The sequence below is a fragment of the Xanthomonas sp. NCPPB 3570 genome (assembly GCF_056725115.1).
Map to the genome: position 1 here is coordinate 1368699 of NZ_CM161513.1, position 20968 is coordinate 1389666.

General features: G+C 69.5%; 17 protein-coding genes. 6 read left to right on the top strand and 11 right to left on the bottom strand.

The window, feature by feature from the left end:
- Positions 1-186: 186 nt before the first annotated feature.
- The 6 genes from AC1PLR_RS06115 to AC1PLR_RS06140 form a co-directional block, all read right to left on the bottom strand.
- On the bottom strand, positions 187-549 hold the full coding sequence (locus AC1PLR_RS06115; RefSeq protein WP_010342294.1) for a hypothetical protein: 363 nt from the start codon (positions 547-549) through the stop codon (positions 187-189).
- On the bottom strand, positions 546-1091 hold the full coding sequence (locus AC1PLR_RS06120; RefSeq protein ID WP_481102995.1) for a bactofilin family protein: 546 nt from the start codon (positions 1089-1091) through the stop codon (positions 546-548). Before AC1PLR_RS06120 ends, AC1PLR_RS06115 begins: the two co-directional genes overlap by 4 nt.
- A gap of 104 nt (positions 1092-1195) precedes the next feature.
- Positions 1196-2905, bottom strand: coding sequence for a sensor domain-containing diguanylate cyclase (locus tag AC1PLR_RS06125; RefSeq protein WP_420007540.1), 1710 nt, complete (start codon positions 2903-2905; stop codon positions 1196-1198).
- 129 nt (positions 2906-3034) lie between these two features.
- Complete coding sequence (locus AC1PLR_RS06130) at positions 3035-3388, bottom strand: hypothetical protein (protein WP_010342297.1); 354 nt, start codon at positions 3386-3388, stop codon at positions 3035-3037.
- A 604-nt stretch (positions 3389-3992) separates the two neighbouring features.
- Entirely contained in the window at positions 3993-4334 is a 342-nt protein-coding gene (locus tag AC1PLR_RS06135; protein WP_010342298.1) for a hypothetical protein, read from the bottom strand.
- A 122-nt stretch (positions 4335-4456) separates the two neighbouring features.
- Entirely contained in the window at positions 4457-5632 is a 1176-nt protein-coding gene (locus AC1PLR_RS06140) for a thiolase family protein (protein ID WP_010342299.1), read from the bottom strand.
- Between the two features lie 201 nt (positions 5633-5833).
- On the opposite strand from AC1PLR_RS06140, the gene AC1PLR_RS06145 reads away from it, so the two are divergent.
- Positions 5834-8659, top strand: a complete 2826-nt coding sequence (locus tag AC1PLR_RS06145; RefSeq protein WP_481102996.1) for a S8 family serine peptidase — start codon at positions 5834-5836, stop codon at positions 8657-8659.
- Positions 8660-8779: 120 nt separating this feature from the next.
- Here the strand turns inward: AC1PLR_RS06145 and AC1PLR_RS06150 are convergent, their stop codons facing one another.
- Positions 8780-9880, bottom strand: a complete 1101-nt coding sequence (locus tag AC1PLR_RS06150; RefSeq protein ID WP_010342303.1) for a Glu/Leu/Phe/Val dehydrogenase dimerization domain-containing protein — start codon at positions 9878-9880, stop codon at positions 8780-8782.
- Positions 9881-10345: 465 nt separating this feature from the next.
- Complete coding sequence (locus tag AC1PLR_RS06155; RefSeq protein ID WP_041500459.1) at positions 10346-10663, bottom strand: YXWGXW repeat-containing protein; 318 nt, start codon at positions 10661-10663, stop codon at positions 10346-10348.
- A 218-nt stretch (positions 10664-10881) separates the two neighbouring features.
- Here AC1PLR_RS06155 and AC1PLR_RS06160 point away from each other — a divergent pair, with 218 nt between their 5' ends.
- The 4 genes from AC1PLR_RS06160 to AC1PLR_RS06175 all read left to right on the top strand — a co-directional run bounded on the left by AC1PLR_RS06160 (position 10882) and on the right by AC1PLR_RS06175 (position 17775).
- A complete protein-coding gene (locus AC1PLR_RS06160) occupies positions 10882-14445 on the top strand; it encodes a methylmalonyl-CoA mutase family protein (protein ID WP_481102997.1) in 3564 nt (1187 codons plus the stop codon).
- 169 nt (positions 14446-14614) lie between these two features.
- Positions 14615-15097 carry a nuclear transport factor 2 family protein gene (locus AC1PLR_RS06165; protein ID WP_481102998.1) on the top strand — a complete coding sequence of 161 codons (483 nt, stop codon included), beginning with the start codon at positions 14615-14617 and terminating at the stop codon, positions 15095-15097.
- Between the two features lie 317 nt (positions 15098-15414).
- Complete coding sequence (locus AC1PLR_RS06170) at positions 15415-16473, top strand: HDOD domain-containing protein (RefSeq protein ID WP_481102999.1); 1059 nt, start codon at positions 15415-15417, stop codon at positions 16471-16473.
- A 144-nt stretch (positions 16474-16617) separates the two neighbouring features.
- Entirely contained in the window at positions 16618-17775 is a 1158-nt protein-coding gene (locus tag AC1PLR_RS06175; protein WP_481103000.1) for a hypothetical protein, read from the top strand.
- Positions 17776-17829: 54 nt separating this feature from the next.
- On the opposite strand, the gene AC1PLR_RS06180 is transcribed toward AC1PLR_RS06175, so the two are convergent.
- Positions 17830-18318, bottom strand: a complete 489-nt coding sequence (locus AC1PLR_RS06180; RefSeq protein ID WP_010342308.1) for a pyridoxamine 5'-phosphate oxidase family protein — start codon at positions 18316-18318, stop codon at positions 17830-17832.
- Positions 18319-18639: 321 nt separating this feature from the next.
- Here AC1PLR_RS06180 and AC1PLR_RS06185 point away from each other — a divergent pair, with 321 nt between their 5' ends.
- Positions 18640-18813, top strand: a complete 174-nt coding sequence (locus tag AC1PLR_RS06185; protein ID WP_481103542.1) for a DUF1328 family protein — start codon at positions 18640-18642, stop codon at positions 18811-18813.
- Positions 18814-18916: 103 nt separating this feature from the next.
- On the opposite strand, the gene AC1PLR_RS06190 is transcribed toward AC1PLR_RS06185, so the two are convergent.
- Both AC1PLR_RS06190 and AC1PLR_RS06195 read right to left on the bottom strand, forming a co-directional pair.
- On the bottom strand, positions 18917-19084 hold the full coding sequence (locus AC1PLR_RS06190; protein ID WP_481103001.1) for a hypothetical protein: 168 nt from the start codon (positions 19082-19084) through the stop codon (positions 18917-18919).
- Between the two features lie 132 nt (positions 19085-19216).
- On the bottom strand, positions 19217-20617 hold the full coding sequence (locus AC1PLR_RS06195) for a trypsin-like serine peptidase (protein ID WP_481103002.1): 1401 nt from the start codon (positions 20615-20617) through the stop codon (positions 19217-19219).
- Positions 20618-20968: the final 351 nt, after the last annotated feature.

Sequence of the window (20968 nt, forward strand, 5' to 3'; positions counted from 1 at the left end):
TCCCTCCGGGAGAAGGTGCCCCGAAGGGGCGGATGAGGGTGCGGCCGCCAGCCTAGTCACGCAGCAAGTGCAGCGATCACCGGCGTCGCGCAACCTTACCCTCACCCCAACCCCTCTCCCGATGGGAGAGGGGCTAGGCTCTTGCGACTCCCGAATCCCGAATCCCGAATCCCCGCGCCACAGCCGCTAATGCCTCCCGCGCTTCCCCCCACGCACCGGCGTCGCCTCCACGGATAGCGTGAAGCTGCGTTCCTCGCCGTCGAGCATGGCGCCGACGCCGACCAGTTGGCGCTTGATTTCCTCGCCGCGGCCGTTGCGGATGCTCACCAACACGGTGTATTCCCACGCGCTGCCGTCGTCCGGATGGCGGATGCTGCCCTCCACCCGCAGCGGCACCAGCGCCGACGGCGCCGACTGCTGCAGCACCGCCGAATCGAAGCGCAGATGATGCTTGCACGCCGGGCAGACGCTGGCGCTTTCCAGGATGGTGGCCTTGCAGTGCGGGCAGGTCCGGGTCGCCCCTGGACTGCCGGGACGCGGGCTGCTCATGCGCCGGCGTCGGACTCCGTGGGCTTGCCGCCCTTGCGGGCATGCTTGTCGTCGTCCCAGCCGAAGTCGGCCTGGCCGCGCATGCGCGAGCCGGCGGCCACGGTCAGCGAGCCGGCCTTGACGTCGCCGATCAGTGCGCCGGAGGCGAGCAGTTCCACCCGCGAGGCCGACTCGATGTTGCCCTCCAGCTCGCCGGCGATGACCACCTTGTCGGCGCGCACGCCGCCGCTGAGCTTGGCGCCGGTCTCGATGGTGAGGTCGCCCTGCACGTTGACGTCGCCCTTGAACTTGCCGGCAATGCGGATGTGCCCGGTGCCCTCGATCTTGCCCTCGATGCTGATGTCGGCGGCGATCAGCGATTCCTTCGCGGTGGGTGTCGGCGCAGGAGCGCGGGCGGCAGGGGCGGCGGCTGCGACCGCGGCGAGCGGCTCGCCCGGGGCGACATCGCCCGGCGAGCGCGGCTCCGGCGGCAACGCGCCGTTACCGGGAACGGGCGGCAGGCCATCCTTGCGCACGGGGCCCTGGTCTTTCCAGATGGACATGGGCTGTCGTCTCCAGTCGGGGGAAGCGCGACTATCGCCGCTCTATCGCGTCGGTTTTGTGACGCTTTCTTCAAAACGGTGGGCCGACCGCGACCGCCGCCGGTTCAGCCCATGCCGTCCAGGGCCGGGTCGTAGGCCTGTACCTGGTTGCGGCCGCAGCGCTTGGCCCGGTACAGCGCCGCATCGGCCTTGCGCAGCAGGGTGGTGGCGACCACGCCGTCGCGCGCATAGCTGGCCACGCCGATCGACATGGTCACCGCCGGCAGCGCCTTGCCGTCCACGGTCGCGCTCAATTGCTGGGCGGCGCTGCGGATCTGTTCGGCGATGGCCTGCGCCTGTTCCGGCCCGGTCTCCGGCAGGATCACCGTGAACTCCTCGCCGCCATAGCGGCAGGCGATGTCCTCGCCGCGCAGCCGCGTCGACAGCATCTGCCCGACCGCAGCCAGCAGGGCGTCGCCGCCGCCGTGGCCGTGCAGGTCGTTGAACTGCTTGAAGTGGTCCACGTCCAGCATCAGCAGCGACAGCGGCATCTGCCGGCGTCCGCAGCGGGCCAGTTCGTGGTTGAGCGATTCTTCCAGGTAGCGCCGGTTGAACAGGCCGGTGAGCGGGTCGCGGATCGACTGCAGGCGCAGCGACTCGCGCAGGCGCAGGTTGCTCAACGCCAGCGACAACTGCTCGGCGGCGGCCTCGGCGATGGCGATGCGCGGCAGCGGACCGGTGCCGCGCCCGGCCAGGAACACGAAGCCCAATTGCGTGCCCTGCGCGGACAGCGGAATGCAGGCGGTGCTGGCACCGGCGGCGTAGGGATCCTCGCGCAGATGCGCGCAGGCCGAGTCGTGGCCCTGCGCATGCACGAAATGGCTCTTGTCGCGACGCAAGGCCCAGCAGTCCTGCGGCGCCACCGCCGGCTCGCTGCCGACCGGAGGCTCGCCCCAACTGACGATCTCCTCGGCGCGGTCGCGCGAGGCGCGCAGCAGGTAGACGCTGCCGCCGGTGTCGGGCATCAGCGCGGCGAGCAGGCGTGCGGTCACGGTCAGTGCCTCGGCCGGCTCCACGCAGCTCTGCAGCAGGCCGGTATAGCGGCTGAGCGCGTTGAGGTCGGCACTGGTGCGCTCCAGCTCGGTGATGCTGGCTTCCATTTTCTCGTTGGCGACCGAGGCGGCCTGTTCGGCGTTGCTGCGGTTGCGCAGTTCGCGGAACAGCAGCGCGTAGACCACGCCGACGCTGCCCAGGCCGAACGGGATGCCGGCCAGGGCCAGCGCCAGCAGCATGTCCGAACTGCGCTGGTTGGACAGGTCGCGGCGCTGCAGCAATTGCTGCTCCACGTCGATCATCTGCTGCACCTGATCGCGGATCGCGCTGGAACTCTGATACACGTTCGGCGCCATCGCCCGCTGCAACGCTTCCAGGCCATCGCGCTGATATACCGCCAGCATCTGCCGCATCTGCGTCAGGCGCGTGTTCATCAGTCGCTCCAGCGTCTGCACATTGGCGACCTGGACGGGATTGTCGGAGACCAGCTTGCGCAGTTGCGCCAGTTGCCGTGGCACGCGCTCGGCACTGTCGTAATAGAGGGTCAGGAAGGCTTGGTTGTTGGTCAGTTCGTAGCCACGCAGCGAGGACTCGGTCATCAGCAAGGTGGCTTGCACCTCGTCGATGTTGCGCAGGACCTCGTGGGTATGGGCGACGCGTTCGGCATCGGAGATCGAGCGCTGCGCGCCTGAGAAGACACCGAAGCCGATCAGCACGAAAACCGCAGCGGAGAACAGGAGGGCTAGGCGGGTCCTGGCCCGCACGCGAAGAAGGATCGGCATCGCAAAAGTCTACTGTGACGGCGCAAACGCCTTGGACCGGCGTCACAAAAAAAGACCTCCTCTACCGGTGCGCCGCGGCACGCGCCGCGCCGCAGCTGCCGCCCCCGCACAGGCGGGGGCGGCGGTAACTCAGCGGTGCTCGCGGTCGCCGTTGTGCGGATCTTCGTTGGCGTTCTCGCGGGCCTTGTCGGCGACCTTCTGCGCGGCCTGGGCGGTGGCCTCGCTGGCATCGGCCGCCATTTCCTTGGCCGCGGCCGAGGCATCCTGTACCGCATCGGAGTTGGCGGCGCGGTGCGCGGCGTCGCGTGCGTCGGCGGCCACTTCGCGCCCGGCCTGCGCGACCTGGCCGGCGGCTTCCTTGGCGGCTTCGCCGGTCTGCTCGGCGGCGACCTTGGCGTCGCGTTGCGCCTGCTGCGATTCGGGACCCTGGCAGCCGGCCAGTGCGAGGGCGCCCAGCAGGGCGACGATCGGGGTCTTGTTCATGCGGCTTCTCCGTCCACGGGTGGGTGACGCGGCGCAGCCTAGGCGGGCGCGCATGCAGCCTGCGTCAAGGCGGGGCCGTGGCGCTGGACAGTGTTCAGGAAGGCGCTGCCGCTGGTGGGGGAGGTGCTGCGGGTGCGGAGTCAGCCACGGCGATGCGCGCCCTAGCAGTCGTATGCCGACGATGCGTGCAATGCAGATGCCCGGCGTTCGCGCGTACATGCCCGCCCTTGCGCGGCGCATGGCGGCAGTGCCCATCGACCGCGTCGCTCGCCGCTGGCGTCCAGCAGGTCGCGCGGTCGCTGCCGGCGGTGCGACGCGTGGTGCGGGTCATGCGTACAGCGCGCACGCGCACAACGCGATGGCGACGCAATGGCACCGAAAAATCCTGCGGGGACGCGCGTTTGTGAGGCGACGTCAGCGGCGGAAGGCGCCGCGGCATTCGCGAGAGGCGAACCTGGACGCGTCGTTGCACTCGCCGCCTTTCGGGACACGTTGTGCCGATACGCTGGTGGCGCCGTCGCCGCGCTCCCCGGCAAATACTAGGCAAAGAAAAAGCCGCTGGCGGACCAGCGGCTCCTTCAGGACTGCAAAAAGCAAGAAGTGATTACTTCTTGGCTTCCTGAGCAGCGTCCTTCGCCTTGTCGGCGGTGTCTTCCGCAGCCTTGGCGGTGTCGGCAGCCTTGTCGGCAGCGGCATCGGTCGGGGCAGCGGCGGCAGCGGCCGAAGCGTCGGCAGCGGTGTTGGCGGCGGTCGCGGCGGTGTCGGCAGCGGCCTGAGCGGCGTCGGCGGTCTGGGCGCCGGCGGCAGCCGACTGGTCGGCAGCAGCCTGGGCGTCGGTGGCGGCTTCGTTAGCCGACTGCGCGGCGTCCTGGGCCTGCTCCTGCTTCGAGCACGCGGCCAGGGCCAGACCCAGGGCCATTGCGATCAGCAGCTTGTTGATGCTCATTGTGTCTATCCTCGTCGTTTAGTTAGGCAACGCGCGAATGCGCGCCCTCAACATGATGACAAGCCAAAGTCGGCTGTCAAGCGCACGCGCATTCATTTTTGTGTTTCAGGGGTTAATCCCAATCAAATCAATTCGATGGCGACCGCTGTCGCTTCACCGCCACCGATGCACAGCGTCGCGATTCCGCGGCGGCCGCCACGGCTGCGCAACGCATTTAGCAATGTCACCAGCAGGCGCGCGCCGGAGGCGCCGATCGGATGGCCAAGCGCGCAGGCGCCGCCGTGCACGTTGACCTTGGCGTGGTCCAGGCCCAGTTCCTTGATCGGCACCATCGCCACCACCGCGAAGGCTTCGTTGATTTCGAACAGGTCGACCTGGTCCAGACTCCAGCCGACCTGGTCGAGCAGCTTGCGGATCGCGCCCACCGGTGCGGTGGTGAACCACTCCGGCGCCTGCGAGAAGGTCGCGTGGCCGACGATCCGCGCCAGCGGCGCGACGCCGCGGCGCGCAGCCTCGTCGGCACCCAGCAGCACCAGCGCGGCGGCACCGTCGGAAATGCTCGAGGAACTGGCCGCGGTGACCGTGCCATCCTTCTTGAACGCCGGCTTCAGCGCCGGGATCTTGGTCACGTCGGACTTGCCCGGCTGCTCGTCGCTGTCGACCTGCACCTCGCCCTTGCGAGTGGCCACGGCGACCGCAACGATCTCGTCGGCGAAGGCGCCATCGCGCTGCGCGGCCTGCGCGCGCGTCACCGATTCGATCGCGAACGCGTCCTGGTCCTGGCGGCTGAAGCCGAACTTCTCCGCGGTGGCCTCGCCGAACACGCCCATCGCCTGGCCGTCGTCGGGATTGGTCAGGCCGTCCCAGGCCATGTGGTCGACCGCCTGGAAGTTGCCGTAGCGGTTGCCGGTGCGCGAGTTGGGCAGCAGGTGCGGCGCGTTGCTCATCGATTCCATGCCGCCGGCGACGACGATGCTGGCCGAGCCGGCCTTGATCAGGTCGTGGCCCAGCATCACCGCCTTCATGCCAGAGCCGCAGACCTTGTTGATGGTGGTGGCGCCGGTGGCATCGGGCACGCCGGCCGCGCGCGCGGCCTGGCGCGCCGGGGCCTGGCCGAGATTGGCCGGCAGCACGCAGCCCATGATGACTTCGGAAACGTCCGCGGCGGGGATGCCGGACTGCTCCAGCGCGGCGCGGATGGCCGCGGCGCCCAGCGTCGGCGTGGGCACGCCGTTGAACTGGCCCAGGAACGCGCCGATGGCGGTGCGCTTGGCCGCGGCGATGACGATCTCGGTCATGGCAAACCCTTACGAAAGTAGTGTTCCGATTATCTGCCGCGGCGCGGGGTCTTGCCAAATCGCAGGGACCCGGGGCGTCCGTCCCGTGGGCGATGTTTCGGTGTAGATTGGCGTGGGTCATCGCCGTCGACGGCCGATGAATGGGAATGGCACCGGACGGTGCGGCAGATCAAGGGAGAGGGGAACGACATGCGGGCATTGATGACACGGTCGCTGCTGGCGGCCGCGGTGGCGGTTGCGCTGACCTCGTGCGGTGGCGGCGGTGGCGGTGGCGGCAATCTGGTCCACGGCAGTCCGCCGCCGACGTCGCCACCTCCGACCTCGCCGCCGCCGCCCCCTCCGCCGCCGCCGACATCGCCTCCACCCACCTCGCCGCCGCCGCCCCAGCCGGCGTTCGACGCGCACCTGACCCTGACCAATACGCTGGCCGCGCACAACGCCGGCTACGACGGCAGCGGTTACCGCATCGGCGTGGTCGATACCGGCGTCAACCGCAACCATCCGGCGCTGGCCGGACGGGTGGTGTCGAACCTGATCTACGTCGATCCGAGCCAGAACAACACCAAGGTCGACGACGTCGACGGCCACGGCACCACCGTGGCGCAGCTGGCGGCGGGCAAGTCGGTCGGGCAGTGGCCAGGCGGCATCGCCCCGGGCGCGCAGATCGTGTCCGCGCGCATCATTTCCGACACGCCGCCCAAGGACGACGGCACCGGCAACGGCAACCAGGTCAGCGGCGGACTGGGTCTGACCCAGGTGCACCAGGACCTGATCAATGCCGGGGTCAAGGTGATGAACAACTCCTGGGGCGGCATCTACTGGACCGACCTGAACTCGACCAACGCCATCGCCGACGAGTACCGCCCGTTCGTGCTCGGCAACGGCGGCCTGGTGGTGTTCGCCGCCGGCAACGAATCCAAGGCCACGCCCTCGGACATCGCCTCGCTGCCCAGCAAGGCCGGCCCCAATGGCACGCTGCCGGCGGCGGACCTGGAGCGCGGCTGGCTGGTGGTGGCGGCCACCGATTCCACCACCGGCACACAGCTGGCCTCGTATTCCAACGCCTGCGGTGCGGCGATGCGCTACTGCCTGGTCGCGCCCGGCACCGAGGTGTTCGTCGATCCCAAGGCGACCACCTCCACCAGCAACCCCGACTACTACTACGGCAGCGGCACCTCGTACGCGGCGCCGCTGGTGTCCGGTGCGGCGGCGCTGGTCTGGCAGGCCTTCCCGTATTTCAACAACGACCTGGTCCGACAGACCCTGCTCGGCACCGCCACCGACCTGGGCACGCCGGGCGTGGATGCGACCTTCGGCTACGGCCTGCTCAACGTCGGCAAGGCGGTGCAGGGACCGGGCCGCTTCGACTGGGGCGACGTGACGGTGGGATTCACCGGCAGCTCGACCTGGGCCAACGACATCGCCGGCAGCGGCGGCCTGATCAAGCAGGGCAGCGGCACGCTGACCCTGAGCGGCACCCAGAACACCTACAGCGGCGACACCCAGGTGCAGGGCGGCACGCTCAGCGCGGCCAGCCTCGGCAGTTCCAACGTGGCGATCAGCAACGGCGCGACCTTCATCGGCACCGGCGCGCTCGGCGGCAGCGTCGCCAATGCCGGCACCTTCCAGGTCGGCGCGGCCACTCTGAGCCTGAGCGGCAACTACGTGCAGAGCAGCAACGGCCGCCTGGCTCTGCTGGTCGGCGACAAGCTCTCGGTCGGCGGCAGCGCCGTGCTGCAGGGCGGTTCGCTGTACGTGCTGGGCAAGCGCGACTACGTGGTCAACAACACCGCGTACACGGTGCTGCAGGCCAATGGCGGGCTCACCGGCACCTTCGCCTCGGTGACCACGCCGTCGAATGTGTTCCTGACCTCGTCGCTGTCCTACGACGCCACCAGCGCCTCGATCACCGTGCAGTCGCTGAGCGTCACCGCTGCCGCGGCCAGCTTCGGCAACATCAGCGCCGCCACGCTGGCCTCGGCGACGCGCGTGGATGCGGCGTTCGCGCAGCTCAACACGCAACTGAGCCAGGCTCCGGCCACGGTCGACGGCGCGCTGCTCAAGGCGGCCGGCGCAGTGCAGCAGTCGCCGAGCGTGGCGGCGGCGTCGGCGACGCTGCGCAGCCTGTCCGGCGAGGCGCATGCCGCGGCCACCGCGATGACCTTCGACACCATGGACCTGCAGCGGCGCGCGCTGTCCAGCCGCTTCGACACGCTGGTCGACCAGCCGCGCGCGGTCGGCGCCTGGAGCCAGCGCCTGGGCGAGACCGGGCAGGGCAGCTTCGCCGGCAGCCAGTTCCAGCTCGATGGCTGGCTGATGGGCCAGGACCTGCGCCTGAGCGAACACGCGGTGGCGGGCTTCGCCTTCGGCGAAAGCCGCGCCAACGACGCCGGCGGCCTGGACCGCAGCCGTAACCGCCAGGTGCAGGGCCAGGTGTACCTTGGCGCGGTGGCCGGCGACGCCTACGCGCTGGCGCAACTGGGCACCGGCCAGTACCAGCGCCAGCTCGACCGCAGCCTGCTGCTCGGCGACACCGTCGCCGACGCGTCCAGCCGCTATGCCGGTCGCTTCCTGTCTTCCAGCGTCGAGGTCGGCTATCGGCTCGGACGCGGTCCGACGTGGCTGACGCCGTATGCCGGCGCCGACTACAGCCGCATCGACAGCGATGGCTTCCGCGAACAGGGCGGCGATGGCTTCGGACTGATGGCCGGTGCCGCCAGTTCCTCGCGCAGCCAGGCGCTGGCCGGCCTGCGTGGCGGTTTCGGCGGGCGCGGCTGGTCGCTGCAGGGCTATGCCGAGTGGCAGCAGACGCTGGCCGCACAGGGCCTGGACCGGCAGGCCAGCTTCGTCGGCGTGAACGCCTGGGCGCCGCTGGTGGACCTGCAGCCGGCGCGTTCGGGTGGCCTGTTCGGCGCCAGCCTGCAGACCCGCTGGAACGGCGGGCTGTTGGGGCTGGGCTACGACCAGCGCTTCGGTCCGCGTGGCGACGACCGCGCGGTGTCGCTGCGCTATCGCCTGGGCTTCTGAGTCCGGGGACCCGGCCCGGCGCGTGCGGCGCCGGTGCGGGGTCGATCCGTCAAGCAGGGCCGGGACGTTCTGGCCCTGCGATCTGCGGCATTCCGCCTGCGGTGCAGGCGGTGCGTGGCGTCACTCGCCGCGCAGATGGCCCATCGAGCGCGGTGCGGTGCGGCCCAGCGGCAGCTTGAGCTTGCCGATCGCCTGCATGCGCGCCTCGGCGATGCGGTCGGCGGCCTGTTGCGGCGGAATGTTCTCGCGCTCGGACAGGTCGAAGATCTTGCCGAGGTTGTGGTACATGCTGCGGATCAGCCGCATCGCGCGTTCGCGGTTGTAGCCGTCGATCTCCAGCGACACGTTCATCACGCCGCCGGCGTTGACCGCATAGTCCGGCGCGTAGAGGATGCCGCGGCGGTGCAGTTCCTCGCCGACCGCGGGATTGGCCAACTGGTTGTTGGCGGTACCGCAGACGATCTTGACCTTGAGCCGCGGCAGCTTGGCCTCGTCGAGCGCGCTTTCCAGGGCGCACGGGGCCAGCACGTCGGCGGCGACGTCGTAGATGTCGTCCGGGTCCACCGCCTCGGCGCCGTACTCGGCCACCGCGCGTGCGACCAGCGCCGGATCCAGGTCGGTCACGTACAGCTTGGCGCCGCGTTCCTTGAGCAGCTTCACCAGCTCCATGCCGATGTGGCCCAGGCCCTGCACGGCGATGCTGGTCTTGCCGATCTCCTCGTGGCCGAACTTGCGTTGCAGCGAGGCCATCAGCGCCTGCAGCGCACCGTAGGCGGTGAACGGGGCCGGGTCGCCGGAGCCGCCATGCACCTGGTGCACGCCGGTGACGTACTCGGTCTCCAGGTAGATCTGCTCCATGTCGTTGACGTCGGTGCCGACGTCCTCGGCGGTGATGTAGCGGCCGCCCAGCGAATCGACGTAGCGGCCGAAGGCACGGAACAGCGCTTCGGACTTGTCGCTCTTCGGGTCGCCGATGATCACCGCCTTGCCGCCGCCGATGTTGAGCCCGGCCAGCGCGTTCTTGTAGGTCATGGTGCGGCTGAGCCGCAGCGCGTCCTGCAGGGCGGACTCGGTGTTGGCGTAGGGGCGCATGCGCACGCCGCCCAGCGCCGGGCCGAGCACGGTGTTGTGGATGGCGATGATCGCCTGCAGTCCCACGTCGCGGTTATGGCAGAAGACGACCTGTTCGTGGCCGGTGTTGGCTAGCGTTTCGAAAAGCATGGGGGCTCCGCTGGCGTTGCAGGTGTCGGGCACCATGGTCCAGGACCGTGCCTGGGGGTGGCGCAAAACAAAAACGCGACGGTTCCGGAACAGGCCCTGAGCGTCGCGATGGCGGCATTTTAAAGCAATTGCCGCCGGCCCGGTGCGATGGCGTGGTGGCCGGCCGGTGCAGGCATCTCGCGGCGCTGTGCGACGCCACAGGCGGTATACCCGTGTTCGCCGGGGGAGTGTGCGTGGCGGGAGAGGGCGGTTTTGGTGCCGGGCGCACAGGGGCGGGCGGCGCGATGTGGCCCGGGCCGGTCCTGCGGTCGCGGTGACCGGCGCTGGTGCCGTAGGAGGGGCGCACGTTGGCGCCATGGGCGGCAGCGATTGTTGAGGCCTTGCCGCGGCCCTGCACGCGGCGGCGGCGTTGCCCGCGATCGCCGCCATCACGGCGATCGCGGGCCTCGTTTGGGGGAACTGGGACTAGTGACGTGCCCAATAGCCGGCGTGGAAGCGATAGGCGGGGCCGTAGTGCTCCCAGCGCGGGCCGACGTAGACGTAGCCGGGCCGTTCCACCACGTAGCGGCCGGCGACCCAGACGTGGCGGTGGCCGTTCCACCGCCAGTAGCCGGGCATCCACACGTAGCCGGGCCGCACCACCACCCGTTCCACGATCGGCGGCGGTGGCGCGGTGCGGACCGACAGTTCCACCACTTCGCGCGCCTGCGCGGGCGCGGCGGCCATGCCACCGGCGAGCGCGCCGCCGAGCAGGGTGGCCAGCAACAAGGGACGAGCGAACATGCGATGTCTCCGAAGGCATCGGCGGGGCGCCGACGCGGGAGGAAACGCCGCCACCGGCACGGGTGTTGACGCGCGGCCGAGGGCGTATTCATGCAGCGGATAGCCAGGTGCGACGTCGCGCACGCGGTTTGCCGCCCGCGTGCGGATGCTGCAGCGCAACCTGCCCGTGTCGCGCTGCACGCCTAGAATCGCGGCATTCTCTTTTCGATGTCCGCACGATGAGCCTTCCCGCGTCCCGCGTTCCGTTGCCGCAGACCGACGCCAGTCCCCTGCGTTTCGTCACCGCCGCCAGCCTGTTCGACGGCCACGATGCGGCGATCAACATCATGCGCCGCCTGATCCAGGCGCAGGGCGCCGAGGTGATCCATCTCGGCCACAACCGCAGCGTCGAGGACGTGGTGCGCGCGGCGCTGCAGGAGGATGCCGACGCGATCGCGCTGTCGTCCTATCAGGGCGGCCACGTGGAGTACTTCAAGTACATGGTGGACATGCTGCGCGAGCGCGGCGCCTCTCATGTGCGGGTGTTCGGTGGCGGTGGCGGCACCATCACCCCGGAGGAGATCGCCGAACTGCAGGCCTACGGCGTGGAGCGCATCTACCACCCCAACGACGGCATGAAGATGGGCCTGGTGGAGATGATCGAGGACGTGGTGGCGCGCGCCGGGCACGGGCGCGAGACCGCGGCGGAGGCGCGTGGCGCGTCGCCGGCCGGCTCCTCCCTGCCGGACATCGACGACGAGAGCGGGATCGGCCGGATGCTGTCGGCGATCGAGGACGGGGCGTTCTCGGAGGCGGAACTGGCTCTGTTGCGCAAGCAGTGGCAGTCCGGCACGGCGTCCGCGGCCGAGTCGCGCAGCCGGCGCGCCGCACCGGTGCTGGGCCTGACCGGCACCGGCGGTGCCGGCAAGTCCTCGGTCACCGACGAACTGCTCAACCGCTTCCTGGCCAGCTTCCCGCAGATGCGCATCGCGGTGGTGTCGGTCGACCCCAGCCGGCGCCGCACCGGCGGTGCGCTGCTCGGCGACCGCATCCGCATGAACGCGCTGCGCAGCCCGCGCGTGTACATGCGCTCGATGGCCACGCGGCGCCAGCACGCCGCCACCAATCGCGTGCTGAAGGACTGCATCGCGCTGCTCAAGGGCATCGGCTACGACCTGGTGATCGTGGAGACCGCCGGTATCGGCCAGAGCGATTCGGAGATCGTCGATCTGGTCGATTTCCCGGTGTACGTGATGACCAGCGACTACGGTGCGCCGAGCCAGCTGGAGAAGATCGACATGCTCGACTTCGCCGAGCTGGTGGTGCTGAACAAGTACGACCGGCGCGGTGCCGAGGACGCGCTGCGCGACGTGCGCAAGCAGTGGCGGCGCAATCGCGCGGCGTTCCAGCTGGAGGACGAGGCGGTGCCGGTGTATCCGACCATCGCCAGCCAGTTCAACGACCCCGGTGTGAGCTGGATGTTCGTCAATCTGTGCCGCCTGTTGCGCGACAAGCTGACGGCGCAGGCCGAGGCCGCCGCTGGCCCGCCGGCGCACTGCGATTTCCGCCCGCAGCTCGACACCACGCTGAAGGAGCCGCGCGCCACCGTGCTGATCCCCGGCGCACGCGTGCGCTACCTGGCCGAGATCGCCGAGCAGGGCCGGGCGCTCAATGCCGGTGTGCTGCGCCAGGCCGAGGCCGCCGACCGCGCGCAGGCCTTTTGGCAGGCATTGCACGAACTGCAGGATCCGCAGCTGCCGGCGCAATTGGAGCTGTATGCGGCGCAGGACCTGCTGCCGGCGTCGCGCACGTCCGGCGATGCTTCCGCGGACGCCGTGGACGCGACCCTGCTGTTGCTGCGCCAGCGCTATAACGATGCCTTGCAGTCGCTGTCCAGCGAATCGCTGAAGCTGCTGCGCGAGTGGCCGCAGCGGCTGAAGTCGATCACCGATCCGGTCACCGAATACGCGGTGCGCGGCAAGCCGATCCGGGTGGAGAACTACCGGGAGTCGCTCAGCCACCAGTCCATTCCGAAGATCGCCGCGCCGCGCTACAAGAGCTGGGGCGAACTGCTGACCTTCCTCGGCAAGGAGAACCTGCCCGGCAGCTATCCGTACACCGGCGGCGTGTATCCGTACCGGCGCACCGGCGAGGACCCGATCCGCATGTTCGCCGGTGAGGGTACGCCCGAGCGCACCAACCGGCGCTTCCACTACCTGAGCGTCGGCCAGCCGGCCGCACGCCTGTCCACCGCCTTCGACAGCGTCACCCTGTACGGCGAGGACCCGGCACCGCGCCCGGACATCTACGGCAAGATCGGCAACTCCGGGGTCAACATCCCGACCCTGGACGACATGAAGAAGCTGTACTCCGGCTTCGACCTGTGCGCGCCGACCACCAGCGTGTCGATGACCATCAACGGCCCGGCGCCGATGATCCTGGCGATGTTCATGAACACCGCCATCGACCAGCAGGTGGAGAAACATCTCAAGGCCGACGCGCAGCGCTGGGCGCAGGCCGAGCAGACCCTGGCGCAATTGTTCGAGGGTCGCGAACGCCCGCGTTATCACGGCGAGCTGCCACCGGGCAACGACGGCCTCGGCCTGGCCCTGCTCGGGGTCAGCGGCGACCAGTTGGTGGACGCGCAGACCTATGCGCAGATCAAGGCGCAGACCCTGTCCAGTATGCGCGGCACGGTGCAGGCCGACATCCTCAAGGAGGACCAGGCGCAGAACACCTGCATCTTCAGCACCGAGTTCGCGCTGCGCATGATGGGCGACATCCAGCAGTATTTCGTCGAGCAGAAGGTGCGCAACTTCTACTCGGTCTCGATCTCCGGCTATCACATCGCCGAGGCCGGGGCGAACCCGATCAGCCAGCTCGCCTTCACCCTCAGCAACGGTTTCACCATCGTCGAGTACTACCTGGCGCGCGGCATGCACATCGACGATTTCGCGCCGAACCTGAGCTTCTTCTTCAGCAACGGCATGGACCCGGAGTACACGGTGATCGGCCGGGTGGCGCGGCGGATCTGGGCGCGGGCGATGCGCGAGCGCTACGGCGGCAACGAACGCAGCCAGATGATGAAGTACCACATCCAGACCTCCGGCCGTTCGCTGCACGCGCAGGAGATCCAGTTCAACGACATCCGCACCACGCTGCAGGCGCTGTACGCGCTGTTCGACAACTGCAACAGCCTGCACACCAACGCCTACGACGAGGCGATCACCACGCCGACCGAGGAAAGCGTGCGCCGCGCGGTGGCGATCCAGATGATCATCAACAAGGAGCTGGGGCTGAACTTCTGCGAGAACCCCTGGCAGGGCAGCTTCATCGTCGAGCAGCTCACCGACCTGGTCGAGGAGGCGGTGTACAAGGAGTTCGAGGCGATCAGCGAGCGCGGCGGCGTGCTCGGCGCGATGGACACCATGTACCAGCGCGGCAAGATCCAGGAAGAGAGCCTCTACTACGAGCACAAGAAGCACGACGGCAGCCTGCCGCTGGTCGGGGTCAACACCTTTCTGCCCAAGGAGCATGCCGGCGAGACCGCGACCGAGATCGAGTTGATCCGCTCCACCGAGCAGGAGAAGGACCAGCAGATCGGCAACGTGCGCGACTGGCAGCAGCGCCGCAACGCGCTGGCGCTGGCCGCCGACGGCGCCGGCCTGGGCGCCCTGCAGCGCACCGCGCGCGAGCGCCGCAACGTGTTCGCGGCGCTGATGGAGGCGGTCAAGACGCATAGCCTGGGTCAGATCAGCCACGCGCTGTACGAGGTGGGCGGCGAGTATCGGCGCAACATGTAGCGCCCACTGAGGTGCTGCAGTGCCGCCTACGCCGTCGGCGGCGAGCATGCCTGCCGCGCGCCTCGCTGCGGCAGGCGTGCGTCGCGCGGCGGTCGCCCGCATGCAGCCGTGTTGCGGCCGCTGTCGCGACAGGCCCATAGTGGCGTATCGACACACGGGGAGGTTGCCGATGAAAGCCTGGGGAGCGTTGTGGCTGATCGCATGCACGGCGGTGGCCGGCGCAGCGGAACCGGCCGATGACGGCGCGGCGGGGCCGCTGTTCGACACCGTCGCGGCGCTGGACCAGCGCCTGTTCGATGCCTACAACCGCTGCGACATGACCGCGTTCGAGTCCATGTTCGTGCCGGACGTGGAGTTCTACCACGACACCGGCGGCGTTACCCGGGACCGCGCGAGCGTCGTCGACAACACGCGCAAATGGATCTGCGGCAAGGTGCGCCGCGAACTGCTGCCCGGCACGTTGCGGGTCTACCCGGTCAAGGACTTCGGGGCGATCGAGGAAGGCGAACACCGCTTCTGCGAGCTAGCCAGCGGCCGCTGCGAGGGCATCGCCAAGTTCGTGATGGTGTGGCGCCAGGACCCGGACGGCTGGAAGCTGACCCGGGTGCTCAGCTACGGCCATCGCACCGTGCCCGCGCCGGCGCCGCCCTGAGCGCGCGCGGTCCCGTCGCCGCCGAGAGGCGAGTCGTCGTGCGTCCCTGGGCCTGCGCCCGGGTCGGCCGCGCACGTTGCGCGGTGCGCTGTGGATATCGGCGCAGCAGCGGGACAGGGCGCTGACGGACGCTGCGGCACGCGGCTTGCTTGCCACCGGCTGGTGCGATCGCGCGCTGTCCATGGCCGCCTGGCGGAGGCCGGCGGCCGCGTGAGGCCGACGTTGCGCAGAATCCCGCGCGGCGTGCTTGAATGACATGGCGCGCCGCATGGGTGCGCACCGGTGGCCGGGCGCGGGGACCTGGCGATGTTTTGCGGATGACGACGATCGTGCCGATCATGTGGATTGCCATCAGTGCGGGTGTGCTGGTGCTGGGAGCCGGACTCTGGTGGTGGCTGCGCCGTGGCGAAGGCGATGCGGCCGAGGCGCCGCAGGCGCGCGTCGGCGCCGACGATGCCAACCTGCCCGACACGCCGGCCGCGTCTGCACGCACTGCGCCAGCCGCGTCTGTCGACGCCGCGGAGCAGGGCGTCGACCCATTCGCCGACCCGGCCCTGCTCGACCTGGAGCCGGTGCCGGACGCGGCGATCCTGGCGCGGCTGTGCGAACTGGCGTTCGCCGGGCGGCCGGTCACTGCATCGGCCGCGGTCGCACCGGCGGTCATGGCCGATGCCGCCGCAGTGCTGGCGCGCATCGACGCGCATCCGCGCTATACGCCGCGGCGCCCGCATCTGCTGCCGCAGCTCACCCGTGCGATCAACGATCCGGCCGCCGGCGCCCATGCCATCGCCACGATCCTCGGCCAGGATCCGGCGCTGGCCGGCAATCTGCTGCGCATCGCCAACAGCGTCATCTACCGCCGCCATCCCGAGCCGATCGAGAACCTGGAGCGGGCGGTGGCCCTGCTCGGTACCGAGGGCCTGCGCCAGATCGTGCTGGCGGCGCTGCTGCAGCCGGTGATCGTCGACGACGGCAGCGTCTTCGGCCGCTGTGCGGCGGTGCTGTGGGAACACACCCTGCTGTCGGCACATGCCGCCTCCCAGGTCCCAGACCGCGAGGATGCGAACGCCGCGCAATTGCTGGCGCTGTTGTGCGGGCTGGGCGCGGTCTCGGTGGTGCAGGTGCTGCGCGATGTCCATGCACGCCACGCTGAGGCAGCCCCCACGCCGGCGGCGATGACCGAGATGCTGGAGGCGTGGTCGGCGCACTGCGCCAAGGCCATTTCCGCCGACTGGGGGCTGTCGCCACGGGTGCAGCGCGCCCTGGAAGAGCAGTCGGGCGACGCCGATGTCGCCACCATGAGCCCGCTCGGGCTGGCCCTGCGCCGGCATCGCGCCGCCGCGGCCGCCCAACTGGCGGTGCGCTATCGTCGCTAGTCGCGACAGGCGCAAGATCGGACGGCACAGGCGACACGTGCGAGGGCTCGATAGACGACACAAGAAGCGGTGTCGCGCAGGGGGCGATCGCAACGGGCTGCTGCGTGGTGCGGTGCAAGGCGCGCAGAACGAGGGCAGCTGCGCATGAGTGCCGGCGCACAACCCTCCATGCCCTGGGCGGCGCCGCCTTGGCTCGATCTGCTGTTCCGTGGCGTCCGCGGCGTCCTGATGAGCGTGGGGGCGCTGGCGATGCTGGCCGGCTGCTTCGCCCTGGCGCACCTGGTCACGTCCTCGCTGGAGCCATTCCTGGCGATGCTGCTGTTCCCGCTGGCGGCCTTGGTCACGGTCGCCATCCACGAAGGCGGGCATGTGTTGGCGGGGCGGGCGATCGGCATGACCGTGTGCCGGGTGCACGTGGGGCCGCTGCAGTTGCTCGCGCGCCGTCGCGGCTGGCGGATCCGCTGGCAGCGCCAGCGTCCGGGTGACAACGCGGGCAGCGTGATCGCGGTGCCCAACCCCTACGCGGCGGTGCGCCGGCAGTATCTGTTGCTGATCGCCGGCGGTCCGCTGGCCAACCTGCTGGCGGCGGCGGGGTGCGGAGTGTTGGCATGGCGCCTGGGACTGGGCAGCTCCAGCGGCGCGTTCTGCACCGGCGCAGCGGTGTTCAATCTGGCGGCAGGTCTGGTCAATCTGGTGCCCTCGCAGAGTCCGAGCGGGGCCAGTGATGGTCTGCAATTGTTGCGACAGGCCCGCCCGCGCGATCCTGACGCCCTCGTCGACGTACTCGCTGAACTCAACGGCCTCTCATCGCGCGGCGTCACCGCGGACAAGTTGCCGGCACACCGCCTGGCCCTGCTCGCGGACGGCGATGGCTGGTTTTTCTATGTTTGGTTCACGCTGAAAGCCATGCAGAACCGTGGCGAGTGGACGCAAGTCGCGGCCCTGCAGCCGGACTTCGAGGCGCAGGTCGCGACCCTGCCTGCGCCGGTCGCCGAATCCTGGCACAGCATGATCGCGCTGCTGCGCTGCGAACTCGCGTTCTCGCGGGCCATGGCCGGTGAGGACGCTGCCGATCCCCTGGATGCGGCGCTGACGGCCGACCTCGACTGGGCGGTGCCGGCCTTGCGGCCGCGCTGCCAGGCGCTGATGGCGGCGCGGCGTGGCGACCAACTTGCCGCACTGGCTGCATTGGCGCGTGCCGAAGCCTTGGCCGAGAACGACGTGGACGCAGCGACGCGACAGTGCGAACGCGGGCTGCGTGAGGCCATCCGCCAGCGTCTGCCGGCCGCGTCGGTTCCCTGATGGTATCTGCCAGCCGGCGAACGGCCGGCTGGCGTGCATCGCGTTGCGTGCCGCTCAGCGCAGCGGCACGTCGGCGACCTTGTCCTGGTAGTCGCGCTTGGGGTCGATGCCGAACAGCACCTTGATGCCGGCCATCAGGCTCGAACCATTGAGCCAGATCTGCGCGTGGTCCGGATCCAGGCGCAGCAGCGCCAGCTTGGGATCGTCCTTGCCCTGTTCGTACCAGGCGTCGATGAAGCCGTTCCACAGGCGCTCGATCACCGCCTGGTCGTTATCGACGCTGAGGGTGCCGCTGATGCTGGCGAACAGATCGTGATTCTTGGCGCTGAACGCCGCGATCACCCGCTGGCTCTGCGTCAGCTTCTGCACCAGCGCGTTGTCCTTGGAGGTGAAGAACCAGATCGGGCCGCCGCGATCGCCCTCGAACTGCGCGGTCATCGGGCGGGCGTGGCCGTCCTCGACGCCGTCCAGGCCCAGCATCACGGTGCGGTCGGACTTCAATGCCTTCCAGAATTTCTCTTCCAGTTCCTGCGGGCTGGCCATGCGGATCTCCGAGCGGGCGACAGTGCCCGGCTGCACTGTGCCGGGCGGCGCGCGCGCGGCCCGTGACGGGAGGGTGGACGGGATGTGCAGAGGCGGTGCGTGCACGCGCAGGTTCCACGCCTGTCGCCGCAGCACGGCATCGCCCACATCCGGGTCGTGCTGCTGCATGCGTGGTGGCGATGCGTGCACGGTGCGTGCATCCGCGTTTCACCGCGTGCGCATCCCGCGCTGGCTAGTCTCCCGCATCAGCGCCGGCCGTTTGCCGGCGCCAGTGCACGCCGCGGTGGTGTGCGCATGTCCTCGTTTCGGGAAGACCGCATCATGATCAAGTGGGCCATCATCATCGCCATCATCGGACTCATCGCCGGCGCGCTCGGCTTCAGCGGCGTGGCAGGTACGGCGATGGGCGTCGCCAAGTTCCTGTTCTGGGCCGGCATCGTCATCGCCCTGGTGCTGTTCGTGCTGGGCACGATGCTGGCCAAGAAGGTCGACTGAGCGCGAGGCCGGTCAGGTCGCGTCGATGCAGGTGCGTCGCGCGACAGGGGCACTGGATGGAAGCGTCACGCTGGGCGGCAGGCGCCTGCCATGCCGCGATGGCCTAGGTGTCGCTGGCGGTGTCGGTGTCGTTCGGTGCGGCGTCGCCGTCCGCGGCAGGCTTGGCGGCTGCGGCACGCGCTTCGCGCTTGCGCGCTTCCTTTTCTTCCTGCTGTTTCTTCTTGGCCAGCTCGCGCTGACGCTTTTCGAAGGAGTAATTGGGCTTGGCCAATGCGCATCTGCCGGTAGGGGAATGCGTCGAGTGTAGCCGGTGTGTCCACCGCGTGCGAAACGGACAGGCCGCCCGTGTGAGACGGCCTGTCCTAGGCGCAGGTGCGGGAGTACGGCCCTCCCGGACCTTGGCTTACGGGCTCAGGTACTGCTGGATCGACGAATACACGTCGGCGAAGCGCGAGTAGTAGTCCGGATCGCTCGGCGCGCTGCAGTACGAAGAGCCGCCATACAGGCCGCCGCGCAACTGATAGGCGCCGCTGCTGTTGACGGTGAACAGGCCGGAGCCGGACGAGCCGCCTTCGGTGACGCCGGTGCTCCACTGCACGCGGTACAGCGGCGACTTGCCGTCGATGGAGCTGGACAGCGCGGTGACCTTGCCCAGCGAGTACTTCTTGACGTCGCCGGCCGGGTGGTGGATGCCTTCGATCGCGGTGCCGGTGGAGCCGATCGCCGAACTGCTCCAGCCCGCGTAGAACGCGCCGCTCGGCGGAGCGCTCTTGAGCTCGAGCAGCGTGGTGTCGCGGGTGGTGTTGGTATAGCGCAGGTAGGCGCCGCCGCCGAGCGTGGTGTAGTTGGAATTGACCGTGGAGCCGCCGCAGGTGGTGGCGTCGTAGAACCAGTAGGTCTGCAGCGTATTGGCCACGGTCTGGGTGCTGATGCAGTGCGCCGCGCTCCAGAACATCGCTTTCTTCGGCGAATTGCTGTTGTTGAGCAGGGTGCCGGTGCACAGGTAGGTGCTGCCGCCGCTGGTGAAGGTCATGCGCGCCACCGACTTGGCCGCCGAGGTGAAGCCGGAGGTCGGATTGGCGCGGCAGACGATGTCGCGCTCGCACGAATCGCTTTCGCCGATCATCGGCCGCATCATCGTGTCGCTGGCCACCGGGCTGATGTCCAGGTGCGAGAGTTGCGGGATCTTCAGCGCGAAGCCTTGCGGGTACTGGCCGGCCGGCAGTTCGATCTCCACCACCATGCGTGCGCCGGCGATCACCGCCGACCAGCCGGGCTGGCTGCCGGCGAAATCGGCGCCGCTCTGCTGGAACACGCGGCCATCCTCGCCGGCGAAGCGCAGCGTCGCCTTGCGCGGATCGCCGGGCTGGGCGCCGCTGCCGCTGAGTTGCAGCGCTGCGCGCAGCGCCTGCGCATTGGTCGAGACGATCTCGAAGCTGGTGACCTGCGCGCCGTTGGGCAGGGTCTGCCAGGACAGGCGGCGCAGGTTGATGTCGGGCTTGGCGACGTCGCGGGAGAAGCCGATCTGCAGCGGCTGGCCGTTCTTCACCTGTTGCCCGCGTGCCTGCTTCATCGCCGCCGCCTTGGTGCTGTCGGGCGCGGCCAGTTCGATCAGGCGCGGGGCGTGTGCGCTGCCCGGGGTGAGGCTGCGCAATTCGGCGCCACCGAGCGCGGCGGCATCCGGGCGGGCTTCGACCGGGGCGGAATCCATTTCGGCTGCTGGGGGAGTGGCAGCCATGGCGACGGGGGACATGCCGGCAATGCCGGCCAGCAACGCCAGGTACAACGCATGCTTGCGATTCATCGATCTTCCTTTTGCGAAGAGGGACGAGACCATCCGGCAGGGGACCGGATGCCATTGCACCCGAGTTCAGGGTGCCTGCCGAGGCTACGGGCGACGCCCCCACGATTGCGTGCCAGGCGTCACGCTCGGAGGGCCGGTTTCGTAGACAGCTGCTCACATTGCGTGTGATGGCGCGAAAGAAGCGCCTGCGCTGCTGGCATGTCGGCGCATTCCATCGTGCCGCGCAATGGACGCGAGGCGGCGCGATTTGCGTGGTGACGCGGCGACGGCGGTGACAGCGCGACACGGCCATCTGTCCGGTGCGACAGGTGTTCGCCAGGCGATGGTGCACCTTCGGCGTCGCCTGGCCTG

Coding starts and splice junctions, on each gene's coding strand:
- AC1PLR_RS06115 (WP_010342294.1), bottom strand. CDS start 549: ATGAGCAGCCCGCGTCCCGGCAGTCCAGGGGCGACCCGGACCTGCCCG.
- AC1PLR_RS06120 (WP_481102995.1), bottom strand. CDS start 1,091: ATGTCCATCTGGAAAGACCAGGGCCCCGTGCGCAAGGATGGCCTGCCG.
- AC1PLR_RS06125 (WP_420007540.1), bottom strand. CDS start 2,905: ATGCCGATCCTTCTTCGCGTGCGGGCCAGGACCCGCCTAGCCCTCCTG.
- AC1PLR_RS06130 (WP_010342297.1), bottom strand. CDS start 3,388: ATGAACAAGACCCCGATCGTCGCCCTGCTGGGCGCCCTCGCACTGGCC.
- AC1PLR_RS06135 (WP_010342298.1), bottom strand. CDS start 4,334: ATGAGCATCAACAAGCTGCTGATCGCAATGGCCCTGGGTCTGGCCCTG.
- AC1PLR_RS06140 (WP_010342299.1), bottom strand. CDS start 5,632: ATGACCGAGATCGTCATCGCCGCGGCCAAGCGCACCGCCATCGGCGCG.
- AC1PLR_RS06145 (WP_481102996.1), top strand. CDS start 5,834: ATGACACGGTCGCTGCTGGCGGCCGCGGTGGCGGTTGCGCTGACCTCG.
- AC1PLR_RS06150 (WP_010342303.1), bottom strand. CDS start 9,880: ATGCTTTTCGAAACGCTAGCCAACACCGGCCACGAACAGGTCGTCTTC.
- AC1PLR_RS06155 (WP_041500459.1), bottom strand. CDS start 10,663: ATGTTCGCTCGTCCCTTGTTGCTGGCCACCCTGCTCGGCGGCGCGCTC.
- AC1PLR_RS06160 (WP_481102997.1), top strand. CDS start 10,882: ATGAGCCTTCCCGCGTCCCGCGTTCCGTTGCCGCAGACCGACGCCAGT.
- AC1PLR_RS06165 (WP_481102998.1), top strand. CDS start 14,615: ATGAAAGCCTGGGGAGCGTTGTGGCTGATCGCATGCACGGCGGTGGCC.
- AC1PLR_RS06170 (WP_481102999.1), top strand. CDS start 15,415: ATGACGACGATCGTGCCGATCATGTGGATTGCCATCAGTGCGGGTGTG.
- AC1PLR_RS06175 (WP_481103000.1), top strand. CDS start 16,618: ATGAGTGCCGGCGCACAACCCTCCATGCCCTGGGCGGCGCCGCCTTGG.
- AC1PLR_RS06180 (WP_010342308.1), bottom strand. CDS start 18,318: ATGGCCAGCCCGCAGGAACTGGAAGAGAAATTCTGGAAGGCATTGAAG.
- AC1PLR_RS06185 (WP_481103542.1), top strand. CDS start 18,640: ATGATCAAGTGGGCCATCATCATCGCCATCATCGGACTCATCGCCGGC.
- AC1PLR_RS06195 (WP_481103002.1), bottom strand. CDS start 20,617: ATGAATCGCAAGCATGCGTTGTACCTGGCGTTGCTGGCCGGCATTGCC.